At 40.0% G+C, this 12,582-nt stretch carries 11 protein-coding genes; 4 read left to right on the forward strand and 7 right to left on the reverse strand.

Features of this window, described 5'->3' with window-relative positions:
• Positions 1-51 precede the first annotated feature (51 nt).
• Both PVE40_RS11190 and PVE40_RS11195 read right to left on the reverse strand, forming a co-directional pair.
• Positions 52-546 carry a hypothetical protein gene (locus PVE40_RS11190; protein ID WP_274732018.1) on the reverse strand — a complete coding sequence of 165 codons (495 nt, stop codon included), beginning with the start codon at positions 544-546 and terminating at the stop codon, positions 52-54.
• Between the two features lie 2 nt (positions 547-548).
• Positions 549-2,363 carry a DUF2264 domain-containing protein gene (locus PVE40_RS11195; RefSeq protein ID WP_420828533.1) on the reverse strand — a complete coding sequence of 605 codons (1,815 nt, stop codon included), beginning with the start codon at positions 2,361-2,363 and terminating at the stop codon, positions 549-551.
• A 208-nt stretch (positions 2,364-2,571) separates the two neighbouring features.
• Between PVE40_RS11195 and PVE40_RS11200 the strand changes: the two genes are divergently transcribed.
• Complete coding sequence (locus PVE40_RS11200; RefSeq protein ID WP_274732020.1) at positions 2,572-3,591, forward strand: LacI family DNA-binding transcriptional regulator; 1,020 nt, start codon at positions 2,572-2,574, stop codon at positions 3,589-3,591.
• 49 nt (positions 3,592-3,640) lie between these two features.
• Here PVE40_RS11200 and ispE read toward each other — a convergent pair whose 3' ends face one another.
• The 5 genes from ispE to rhaB all read right to left on the reverse strand — a co-directional run bounded on the left by ispE (position 3,641) and on the right by rhaB (position 9,008).
• Entirely contained in the window at positions 3,641-4,498 is an 858-nt protein-coding gene (gene ispE, locus PVE40_RS11205; protein WP_274732021.1) for a 4-(cytidine 5'-diphospho)-2-C-methyl-D-erythritol kinase, read from the reverse strand.
• Positions 4,499-4,581: 83 nt separating this feature from the next.
• Positions 4,582-5,427, reverse strand: coding sequence for a sugar phosphate isomerase/epimerase family protein (locus PVE40_RS11210; RefSeq protein WP_274732022.1), 846 nt, complete (start codon positions 5,425-5,427; stop codon positions 4,582-4,584).
• 63 nt (positions 5,428-5,490) lie between these two features.
• Entirely contained in the window at positions 5,491-6,315 is an 825-nt protein-coding gene (rhaD, locus tag PVE40_RS11215) for a rhamnulose-1-phosphate aldolase (RefSeq protein ID WP_274732024.1), read from the reverse strand.
• Positions 6,316-6,334: 19 nt separating this feature from the next.
• Positions 6,335-7,588, reverse strand: a complete 1,254-nt coding sequence (rhaA, locus tag PVE40_RS11220; protein ID WP_274732025.1) for an L-rhamnose isomerase — start codon at positions 7,586-7,588, stop codon at positions 6,335-6,337.
• Positions 7,581-9,008, reverse strand: coding sequence for a rhamnulokinase (gene rhaB, locus PVE40_RS11225; RefSeq protein WP_274732026.1), 1,428 nt, complete (start codon positions 9,006-9,008; stop codon positions 7,581-7,583). Before rhaB ends, rhaA begins: the two co-directional genes overlap by 8 nt.
• 181 nt (positions 9,009-9,189) lie before the next feature.
• Between rhaB and PVE40_RS11230 the strand changes: the two genes are divergently transcribed.
• From PVE40_RS11230 to PVE40_RS11240, 3 genes are read left to right on the forward strand one after another with little or no spacing between them, the layout of a single operon-like run.
• Positions 9,190-9,948: a DeoR/GlpR family DNA-binding transcription regulator gene (locus PVE40_RS11230; RefSeq protein ID WP_274732027.1), complete on the forward strand. Its 759-nt coding sequence runs from the start codon at positions 9,190-9,192 to the stop codon at positions 9,946-9,948.
• Positions 9,949-9,963: 15 nt separating this feature from the next.
• Positions 9,964-10,278 carry an L-rhamnose mutarotase gene (gene rhaM / locus PVE40_RS11235; RefSeq protein WP_274732028.1) on the forward strand — a complete coding sequence of 105 codons (315 nt, stop codon included), beginning with the start codon at positions 9,964-9,966 and terminating at the stop codon, positions 10,276-10,278.
• Between the two features lie 18 nt (positions 10,279-10,296).
• Complete coding sequence (locus PVE40_RS11240) at positions 10,297-12,531, forward strand: helix-turn-helix domain-containing protein (protein WP_274732029.1); 2,235 nt, start codon at positions 10,297-10,299, stop codon at positions 12,529-12,531.
• Positions 12,532-12,582: the final 51 nt, after the last annotated feature.

Below are 12,582 nucleotides of genomic sequence, written 5' to 3' on the forward strand. Positions count from 1 at the left end.
TACTATATCCCAAAAAAAGAAAATAGCAGGCAGTAACCCCCGTCGGGGTTTCTACCTGCTAATCTTAGTATGTTTTTTGGATTCAAACGGCTGGAAAATACGCCGTTCAACTTCTTCCCGTATCCGGTTTTGAATGAAGGGAGATAGCTTTTTTTGGTGAATTTCTAGTATTTCGGCTAAAGACTGAGCTGTTTCAGCAGCAAACAAATCAATAAACTGCGGGCTATTTTCCTTGTACCCGGTGGAGTCTTCTATCTCTAAGTGAGCGGGAAGAGCCCATGAATATTCATTACAAATTTCCCAAATTACCATCTCGAGCATGTGAACAGTAGGGATATGATTCTGGTCGATACATAAGGCAAGTCCCAGCGTACTAAGCTGCCTTCTTCTATCGAAGTATTCTTTTTCAAAAGTAAGTCGATTTCCTGTTTCCAAATAGGCAATATAACCTCTGGGAGAAATTGGAGCCACACAGCAAGACTCTAAAATACGATCCCTTTCTGTTCTTATCTCTCGAATAAATGTGCGTGTATCGATTTTATTCACGTTCACACCTCGTCGGTCAAGTTAATTATTTTCTTCGTTTCTCCATAAGTAATCTCAATCGTATTATTTTCATACTTTACAGTTGGGATCGTTTCATTTTTTTCTACGCTGCCGCCCACTAAACTAATCAAACAATGTTCACCAACTTCTAATTTTGCTTCCATAATGGGATAGACACTGCGATCAAAGTAAAGGTTCGTGTTTGGTTCAGGGACTTGCATGATTGGATTCATATAACCAGAAATGTTATAAAGACTTGAAGTGCCTACTCTACTTTCATATTCAATTCCTTCATCGTGCAGAATGACTCGATCGTTCTCTTCAACAGGCACAGAAAAGCCGCCTTCTACCGCATGTACATATCGTTGATTCTTAATTTTGTGGATCCGGACATGCCAGGTATCAATCGGAATGACAACGGTTTGAATCGATACATCCTTCCATGGTCTCCATTCGTGGACGACATAGTCACGATGAATGTGATAACGGTCTGTACCCAACTTACTTCTATAATAAGTGTCTTCTTCAGACAGTGCTAAGCAGCTGTCAAATCCGCCTTGCTTATAATAAACGGAACCTTTCGACACACTGATCCCAAAGGTTGTTGAATAGACCAACTTGCTGTATTTCGCATCAACATGTGCTTGCTTTTGTTCTAATTGTCCCGCTACGTATGCTTGGTTTTGGTTTTTGCTTGTTGTAATCAGCATTCTTGCTTCAGGAATCGCAATTTGTTTGAGCGGGTACTGGATAGGAGTTGTCTCCGCCTGCCAGTATGGATGGGCATCCGCTACTGCAAGTAAGAGAAACGACTTCAAAGACCAATAAGGTGAACCGGGAGCATTGTACCCTTCTGCCATGATTAAGTTTGGATAGTGATAGCCGATTGTAAGAAGTCCTTCCTTATTAAAAATGTCTTTGGCCATCCAGCTTTTCATGTGCCGGCTGATGATCCCTTTTATTTCTCCCCATGGTAGCGCTTGAATATCGGCATAAACCAAAGCAGTCCAGAACGCACATTGTGAGAATCGATAAGATAGACTTCTCCCAAAAGGTAAGGCTTCCCCTTTTTCATCAAACCAATACTTAAACGTTTGCGCAAACTGTATCGCACGTTCCTTTATAAGAGTCGTTCGAACCGGGTCTTCTTTTTTCATGAATTTATAATAGATTAGGCTATAATAATGAATAGCAAACGAGATATAGTAGTCCATCTGGGTCGGATTCTCATCGTAGTACCATCCGTTTCCTATATAACAAGAGTCAATGATTTCTAAATCCAAGCGAACGCGATCTTCGTCCCAGTCTTTCCCACAATTCTTCATAGCAAGGTTTACTAATATTCTAAAAAACAACCAATTACTTAAAGGAATCGTATGCTGGTTTATTTGCATCAACCATCGATATATATTTTCTTGTTCTTCTGCACTGAATAAGTCCCAGGTCTTTTCTTTCGTTAATAAAAACAGGTTCGCTAGAGAGGCCATCTCCACCAGGCGCTGATCATAATCATTTGTTTTACCCCAGTAATCTTCCGATTGAGGATCAGTTCCTGCTCTTATTCCTTCCAGATAATCAGATTCTAATTCTGGATGGTGATGATCAACGAGGTACGGCCCCAGCCCCCACAGAGGCCGAAGGAAAGCTTCTATTTGCCTTACATCTTCGGTATAAACGGCTCCCCCTGTTCCCAGTTTTAGCCGGCCTTTTCTGCCGTCTGTATAATAAGGGAGCAAAGGAGTCATCAATGCTTCAAACGCTCCCTGGAAATCTTTTTTTGATTCAAAGTCATTCTCTTTTAATAAATTATTCATCAGCATGACATCATCCTTAATTAGTAAAAATTTTATTTTTTTACTCATAAAAAAATGCATCAATCTTCAAATCCGGTGGTAATACGCTTTCATTTTCTTATATTTTACATTATTATAGGAATTAATCAATATATTTTACTAAAAAAATAGATATTTTTTATTTTTTTTACTAAAATAAAGAGAAATTATCATCTAGGAGAGAGGGAACGCAATGGCAACGATTAAAGACATTGCCCAAGCTACAGATTTTTCGATTTCAACTGTTTCACGTGTTTTGAATTATGATCCTACTTTATCGGTTACTTACGAGACCAAGCAGAAGATTTTTGAAACAGCTGAAAAATTAAACTACACAAAACATATTATGAAGAAGCAAAAGAAAGAAGAAACGCAAATTAACATTGCGATTATTCAATGGCTAGATATTCAAGAAGAAATCGAGGACATTTACTACATGTCTATTCGCATCGGAGCCGAGAAACGCGCCAATGAGTTAGGCTATAACCTGATCAAAACTACGACTCGTGAGAACGGGATACCAGATAACACGGATGGTATTTTAGCGATTGGGAAATTTAGCAAAGAAGAAGTAAACTTGATTGCTGGTCTACATAAGAACGTTGTCTTCATTGGGACGAACTACCCATTGCAAAACTTCGATACCATTAACGGTGATTTTGCCCAAGCAGCTGAAATCGCCCTCTCTTATTTAATCGAGCAAGGTCATCAACGAATTGGTTTCATTGGGGCCGAGAATAAAGAGAATTTGCACGGATTCAGAACCTATAAGTCTCCTGCCATCTATACGTATCGAGATTATATGAATCATCATTTATTATTTGATGAAGATCTTTTCTTTTTTAAGAATACTTCCGAATCCAATATTAAAGTGGGCTATGAGCTCATGACAGAAGCTCTTAATCAACTGAAAGACCATTTCCCCACTGCATTTTTTGTTGTAAATGATGCAATGGTAATCGGGTGTTTGCATGCATTAAAGGAACATAACCTTTCTGTTCCTGAAGATGTCAGCCTGATTAGTATTAACGACCTTTCTGTTTCACAGTATATGACTCCCGCATTAACCACCGTAAAAATCTTCACGGAAGAAATGGGCGAAGTAGGAATCAATACCTTGAAAGAACGGATTGAATCAGAAGATATTGTCGCTAAACGGATGATTCTAAGTTCAAAACTCATTGAAAGAGAGTCTGTTCGGAAACTCGTTTAATCGCGATACAAAAAGAAGCTGGATTTCACTCCAGCTTCTTTTTGTATCGCTATTTTATGGTTCGGGCAATATAAACTTCCTCACAGAACCCGCGCAAACTATTATACACACGCTTGGCTCTTGAGTAATTGCGGCTAAAACCAAGGATTGTAGGTCCACTTCCACTCATTGTCACGCCATCCATTCCGTAACGAATCATCCGTTCTTTGATGTTTTTCAAGTAGGGATGACGCTGAAAGGTTACCACTTCTAATGCATTACTTAAGTGGCGGACCATTTCTTCATAGTCTTCTGCTTCAATCGCAGCTTCTACGATACGAGATTGGGGTTCATAGTTCTCTAACTGAGCGACTTCCAAAGCTTTAAAAATTGTTTTTGTGGAAACACTTATTTTCGGTTTGGCCAGAACAACCCAGCAAGCCGGCATCGGCTTGATGGGCCGCACATTTTCACCTCGACCAGAAACAAAAGCGGTTCCACCGACCATCGAATAAGGCACATCTGTTCCAATTTGCATGCCTAAATCAATTAATTCTTCCCTATTCAAGTTAAGGTCCCAGATTCCATTTAATGCACGCAAGGTGGCCGCTGCATCGGTGCTTCCGCCCCCTAGCCCTGCTGCAACAGGGATTTGTTTGTCGATTTCCACCAACATACCAGAATCGATCTGAAACTGTTCCTTCACCAATCGGATGGCTTGATGAACATGATTCCGTTTGTCCACTGGCAAAAAAGCTTTATTGGTGTAAACTTCAATCCGATTCTCTTCTATGGGAGTAAACGTTAAATGGTCTGCGAGATCAATTGAAGACATGATCATCTCTAATTCATGATAGCCATCTTCACGCTTGTATAAGACATCCAGCGTCAAATTAATTTTCGCAGGCGCTCGCTCGATCCATTCCATATCGTTTCCCCCTTTATTATTCAATAGTACCTGATTCAAGATCATTTATAAAGAAAAATGGAAGGGGGAATGATGAACTTTTTCTATTCTTGTGACTGGTAAAGTTTTTCTAGATATTGAAGAGCTGCTGGAACATCCGCCTCTTTTGTTTCTTCCATCATGAGGTACAAGTATGGCTTCGTTTGTTTTACTTTCTCAAGTAAATAAGCAAAGTCCATATTCCCTGTCCCAATCGCCACTGGCTTCACTTGTCCGTCTTCTACTACAAAGTCTTTTAAGTGAATCGCAACTAACTCACTACCAAATAAAACAAACGATTCATCGATGATATCCCTTTGGAGCTGATGCGTATCCGCACGCAGAAAGTTCGTAACGTCTAAAATAATTTTCAGATTAGGTGACTGGATCCGGTCTAGTAACTCTCGTACTTTTTGAGGCGAATAGATGGGATGATTCATTCCGCCTTCAATGGCAACGGTGACTCCTACCTTCTCCGCAATTTCTACAAGTCGGCTCACAGAAGCCACTACTTTTTCAAATGCTTCTTCCGTGAAGTTTTCTTCTGTATAGTGGATATCCGCATCCACACATCCTGTCTCTGTCGCAACCATCGTCGCACCAAATGACTTCGCCACTTGCAAATAACGACCGAACTTATCCAGTACGTTTTCCCTTTCCGCTTCATCAGGGTGAATCATGTTGATGTAGCAGCTGAGAATTGCAATTTCGATATCCGCCTTTTGAAAGGTACGTCTGAAGAAACTTCCCATTCCCGGATTCATATTTTCTCCTGCACTCAAAACGTCAGGAAAAGAAATCGGCAATGCAAATTGAATATTTTTGATTCCCGTTGCTTTGATTTTTGCGCCAAGTTCCTCTGGTGTATCAACGTGGTTGAAGTCATGTCCACGTACGCCTATATTCATCATTGTTTTTTCTCCTTTTGCTAAAAAAGCTGGTCCTGCATACAGGATACCAGCTTTTTTTATTTTTTATACTTCTAAATATCCCTCACGCGGTGTTACTTTGAATGCTTCGCCTAGTGCTGCAAGCTGTTCATCTGTAATTGTTTGGAGAATTTCTCCTTGTGCACGCACATATGTAAAGATTTGTGCTGCTTTTTCTGCGGTTTCAATTAAACCAAATGCTTCATCTAAGTCTTTTCCGGCTCCATATACGCCGTGATGTGGCCATAAAACAAGGCGGTTTTCCTTCATCTTGTTTGATGTCGCTTGACCAATTTCAGTCGTTCCCGGCACAAGCCATGGAATAATTCCTACTCCTTCAGGGAATACAACCAAACATTCCGTACACATTTGCCACATGGTACGAGTGAATGCTCGCTCATCCAATGGGTGGGTAAATGTCATTGCTAATAAGTGTGAAGCGTGACAGTGCATCACGACACGGTTTTCTGGATCTACGCTCAAGCGAGAAATATGACTCATCAAATGAGATGGCAGTTCGCTGGTTGGAACGCCGCCTGTTGAGAATCCCCATAGTAGTTCTACGCTCTTGCCTGTTTCAGAAATTCGAATAATTCCTAAACATCTCTCCGGATTATTGATTACATTCTTGAAGTACTCACCTGAACCGGTAACAATAAAAATTTTACCGGCTAATTCTAATCCGTCAAACGGAATTGGAATTTCTCTTAATACATTGGATAGATCAAGATAATTTGCTACTAATGCTTCATCAAGCAAGTAGCTGATATTTCCTCCGTTACGCTCATCCCAGCCAAGACGATACATATTATTTGTTGTTTCCATCATTTCTAATACGAAAGGAGCTTCTAAAATATTCAAGTTAGCCATTTTGTTCCCGCCTTTTCCCTTATCTCTTTAAGAGTACATCTTGTTCATATTCTTTTACTTGCTCAAACCATTCCATTCCAACTGGAACGCCTTGTTGTTCACAGTAATAATCCCACACAGCGCCGAACGGATAGTCTTTCAACTCTTCTGTCATAGCTAGGCGGTATGTGTAATTTCCTTCCAACTCTGCTGTTTTCAAGTCATCTGTTGGTTCAAGCATGCCTTTCATGATTGCTTTAAGGGTATTGCGAGTTCCAATTGTCCAAGCTGCAATCCGGTTGATGCTGGCATCGAAGAAGTCTAGGCCAATGTAGGTTTTATCTAATAAATCATTGCGCACTAATTCTTTCCCAATTTCCATTAATTCATCGTCCATAATGACTACGTGGTCGCTGTCCCAACGCATTGGACGGCTCACATGAAGTAATATTCCTTCGCTGAAGAGTGCAAGTGATGATAATTTGTCAGAAATTTTTTCAGTTGGATGGAAGTGCCCTGCATCCAAACATACTAATTTATTTCTTGAAATGCCGTATCCCATGTAAAATTCATGTGATCCGACTGTGTAAGCTTCCGCTCCAATTCCGAACACTTTACTTTCTACTGCATCCTTCGTTAATTCTGGAGCATATTCTACGGAGAAGATTTCATCTAGTGATTCTTGCAGACGACGACGTGGTGAAAGACGGTCGATTGGATTGTCTTTGAATCCGTCTGGTACCCAGAAGTTGTTAATAGCTGTTTGGCCTAGTTCTTCACCAAAATAAGCAGCTACTTTACGAGCGCGTTTTCCATGTTCAATCCAGAATTCACGGATTTTGGTATCCGGATGGCTTAATGTGAAACCATCTGCTGAATTTGGATGAGAGAAAAAGGTTGGATTGAAATCCAAGCCAAGTCCTTGTTCCTTTGCCCAAGCTACCCATTTTTCAAAGTGTTTTGGTTCAATTTCATTCAAGTCTACTTTTTCATCTGTATCCACATACATGGCATGTAGGTTTACTTTGTGTTTTCCTGGAATAAGAGAGAAAGCTTTCTCCATATCTCTTCTTAACTCTTCTGGAGTATGCGCGGCACCTGGATAGTCTCCGGTTACGGAAATTCCACCAGTCAATTCTTGATCTGGACTTAAGAATCCTGTTACGTCATCTCCTTGCCAGCAGTGAACGGAAACTTTGACTTGTTTCATTTTTTCTAAAATAGCATCTACATCTACACCGATGGATGCATATTTTTCTTTTGCTAATTCATATTGTTGTTTCAAATTAGACATTTTTTCTTCCTCCATATTCATTGTTGTTTGATTCGAATTTCTTCATAGGGTATGTATTCTTAATTACTTTTCGTGCTTCCGCCAAATCAGTGAATTCGCCTTTTTGAATCATTTGAACGACAATGTTCCCTACTGCAGTTGCTTCAGAAGGACCCGCCCATACCGTCATTCCGGTTAAGTCTGCAACGGTTTGGTTCAGCAAGGCCACATTTCCGCCCCCGCCTACAATAATAAGTTCTTCTACTTCCTTACCGGTAAGTTCAGCCAACTTTTGCAATTCTCTCTGATAGCATAGTGCCAAGCTGTCATAGACACAGCGAACGATTTCACCTGGTGTTTCGGGTATGGATTGACCGGTTTCTTGGCAATAAGCTTGAATCTCTTCAATCATGTGCTCTGGATTCAGGAAGCGAGGATGATTCACATCGATTTCTCGTTGGAAAGGTTCCACTTCTGCCGCCAATTGTGCAAGTTCTGCAAACGTATAACGGTGATCCAGCATTCGAGACACTTCTTGAATCAACCACATTCCCATGATGTTCTTCAAGAAGCGATACGTGTCATACACGCCGCCTTCATTCGTATAGTTTTCTTGGTAAGCAGCTGTTGTTGAAATCGGTTCTTCCATTTCCATTCCGAGCAGCGACCACGTTCCACTACTCAAGTAAGCCCAGTTATCCCCTTCACCTGGCGTACCAGCAACTGCTGAAGCAGTATCATGTGTACCCACTGCGATTACCTCTACTTCTGGTAAATCAAATTCCGGGAAAAATTCTTGTTTCAAGGAACCAACTACTGTACCAGCTTCAATAAGCGGTGGAAATTGTTTCCGGTTGAGCCCTACTAAAGCCAATAACTCTTCATCTAACTCCCCTGTTTCTAGGTTAACCAATTGCATACTGGAAGCATTTGTTTTTTCCAATACTTTTTCCCCAGTCAACCGGTAAGTCAGATAATCCGGCACCATCAAAATGGTTTCCGTACGTTCTAAATCTTCTTGTTTTTCTACAAACAGCTGAAAGAGCGTGTTAAATGGTTGAAACTGAATTCCTGTTTTTTGGTAGATGGTTTCCTTCGAGATCAACTCAGCCACTTTATCGATTGCACCATCTGTACGATGATCCCGGTAGCTGACCACATCATGAATCGGCTGACCTTCTCCATCCAGCAAGCAGTAATCCACTGCCCATGTATCAATACCTAATGTACATGTATCAATACCAGCTTGCTTTATTTTTGCTAAGCCTGTCAGAATCTCTTTTAACAAATAATCTGTATCCCACACATCGAGAAAGCCCTTTCGAAAAAAGCCGTTCTTAAAACGATGAATTTCAGCCAGATCAATTCTTCCGTCTTGATAGGTTCCAAGCAACACTCGTCCACTTGAAGCGCCGATATCAACAGCTGCGTAACAATTCAACTGTTTTACCTCCTTTTAGGTGCCATTTGCTTTATTTATTCTTATTATCACACAATTACAGACACAAATCAACAACTTCCCAAATAAAAATAACTTAAAAACCCAAACAAACAAAAGAAACGTTGCAAAAACCCTTGTGTTTTTATATGATAAAAGAAAGAAAAACAAAGGAGGTCTCCCTATGTTAGCGTTTGAAAGACGTGAAGCCATCACGAAAAAAATCATGCAAGAAAAGAAAATTCTCGTATCAGACCTTTCGATTCGTTTTGAGGTTTCCGAAGAAACCATTCGCAGAGATTTAGAAAAACTGGAGAAAGAAGGCATTCTGACGCGCACGCACGGCGGAGCAACTTTGCTCTCTCAAACGAATCAAGATATTCCTTATATCACGCGCAACACCTTAAATCGTGATCGAAAAGCAATCATCGCTCAAAAAGTATTAGAAATTGTTCCAGATCATGCTACTTTGATGGTCGATGCGAGTTCCACTGTATTTGAGGCCATCGATGCCATGAAGAATGTGAAAGAGAATCTGACCGTTATTACCAATTCAATCGATGTGCTCTACTCTTTCCTGAATAGCGATCTCCAATTAATCTCGACAGGCGGGACACTAAGAAAACCTTCCCAGTCCATGGTAGGGGTATCAGCTGAGTTAACCTTAAACCGTTATAATGTTGACTTTGGTATGTTCAGTTGCCGCAGTCTTTCCTTGCAGAGTGGGATTATGGATTCCAATGAGCCCGAATCCGAAATCAAAAAAGCAATGAGTAATCGCTCTTCGAAAGTAATCATGCTGGTCGATTCTACTAAATTTGATACGGAATCTTTTATCAATGTCTTCTCATTAGATGAGATTGATTATTTAATTACGGATGAAGAACCACCACAAGTTTGGATTGATACTTGCTTGGAAAAAAATATCGAACTAATTTACTAAGAGAGGAAGAATAAAATGGAACGAATCGCTTCAGTCATGTACTTATACCCTAACAAAGAGGCAGAATATAAACAAAAACACGATGAGCTTTGGCCAGAAATGGAACTTGCCTTAAAAGAACATGGCGCATCCAACTACTCCATTTTTCTCGAACCAAAAACGAGACAACTGTTTGCCTATTTAGAAGTGCCAGATAAAGAACAGTATCAAAAAATCAGTGAAACAGAAATTTGCCAGAAATGGTGGGTCTATATGAAACCATTAATGGAAACGAATCCGGATAACAGTCCTATTTCAACCGATCTCATTGAAGTTTTTCACTTGGCGTAGTAGATGAGATGGTCATCTATGAATAAAAAAATCATACTCATTGCCCTTTCTTTTTCTATTCCAATCATTCTTATTTCTTCTATTATGATTTATTTAGTAGAAGGACCGATTAAGCGGGAATTTCTTAAGGAGCATAGTCAAAATTTTATTCAAGAAGCTACCTTTATCGACAGCACCTTGGAACAATTAGAAATGTATATTGCTAACTGGGGAAGCGGCCTGCGTGAGGATCATTTGATGGAGTACCCGCTTTCCATTGATAACTTTCAAGAAGTGAACGAAATCAGTGAACGAATCTTCCTCCTGGAAAACATTTCCCCTCTCATAGAATCCGCTACCTTAGCGGTTCACCATGAGGATCCTTACTACTTAAACTCGGGAGGAACATGGCCGCAAACAAGCAACACCTCACTCCCACCGTTAGAAGCACTTGATCTAGAGGCTGAATTCCAATGGGTTCCTTATCAAACGGGCAATAAAAGAAGCCTTTATTTCGTTCAAAATTTGCGCCCGCAAGATAACGATGTGCCCATCTTTTTATTTGCCGGAATTAATTTAGATAAAATTTCTAATCTATTACAGTTTTCTACAGAGAATTCCCAAGGCTTCCAAGCATACTTAATTGACGAAAAGCTCTTGACCCAGTCAGGCCCTCAATCAGCCGAACTGACCGAGCTCCTTTCTTCACTAGATATACCGTCTACTGGAAGCAAGTCCTATGCTTATAAAGATTATAGTGTGGTTACAGTCTCCAAAGACTATATTAACCATCAATGGACATTCGCATCAATCGTTCCCATCAGTACCTTGACTCAACCGATTCAAGCTCTCTCTTCCATCCTTTTAGTAAGCGCCTTCTTATTGATTGTCGGGACTATTCTCTATAGTTACTATGTATCAAAAAGAGAATATCAACCGGTTTATGAATTAATGAAGGAAATTGCAAATGGAGAAAATGAATGGGAAAAATCTTCCACGAATGCTACTGAGTATCTGAAGAATCAATGGCTCGAACTACAGGAAGAGAAAAAGTTATTAGTGGCGAAGTCAAAGGAAAATGAAAAGAGAGTCAAACGGGCGATTCTTAATCGAATGATACGAGGAGAATTAAGTTACTACTCGGAAGAAGAGTTATGGAGAAACATGGAAGAATCCGGCTGGAAAGACATTCAAAAAGGATATCAATTTTACGCCATCCAGTTGACTGAATTAATAAATGGAGTCGATGGAAATCATCATGTTGACTTAAATGATTTTATCCTTAATAACTTGTTGGATGATCTAGCAGAAAAACACTTCCCAGAGTTCACGTCTCTTCGCCCTGTTTCGAATTGTGTGTACATTTTTGTATCCACTCCTTCGAACAATGAGGAAATCGAAAGTCAATTCGTAAGTGATGTCTTCCATTATGTGAATCAGATTTTGAAACGCCATGTAACGGTTACTGCCAGCCCCCTGTCCAAAGAATTAAAAGCTCTGCCTAAAGTCTTCAATGACTTATCTTACAACCGTTTCTTCCATGAAATGGAAAATAAGAACCAGTTCCTTTTTTCTACGCATCATAAACGAATGATAAAAATTGGGGCAACCTATCCCATCCATTATGAACGAATGATGATGGACCAGATCCGCAATCATAAAAAAGAGGATTTGTATTCTCTCACGCATCAATTTATCGAGGTTCTCGTGTCTCAACATCCTATTCAAATCTATGTACTGGAAGCAGTCAAGCAGCTGTATGATGCCCTGTCTTTCCTTTTACTAGAAAACGGACTTTTCTCGAATGAATACGTAGATAAGGAAAAATTATTGTTGCACATTGAAACCCATTTTAACACCGCTACCCTTGCTGATGAGCTCTACCAATCCTTTATTGAACCCGTTTATGAGCTGTACCATACGCAAACAAAGGAGAGCTTAAAGAAGGAAATTTTGATGTTACGGGATTACTTGGACGAGCACTTCCAAGATGTCAGCCTTTCCCTGGAACAATCGGCGGAAAAACTGGGAATTGACCCTTATCTACTAAGCAAAGAATTTAAAAGATACATCGGCATGAATTATATTGACTACATCACGACTTTAAGAATTGATCATGCCAAACATTTACTGATGAATACGGACTTAAAAATTAATACAATTGCAGAAAAGATTGGCTATAACGGAAGTTACTTCAATCGTCTCTTCAAGAAAAAAGTTGGCGTTACGCCTGGACAATACCGAGAACAAAAACATACTAAGATTAGCAGGTAGAAACCCCGACGGGGGTTACTGCCTGCTATTTTCTTTTTTTGGGATATAGTA

Source organism: Jeotgalibaca caeni (assembly GCF_028863945.1).
GTDB lineage: Bacteria > Bacillota > Bacilli > Lactobacillales > Aerococcaceae > Jeotgalibaca > Jeotgalibaca caeni.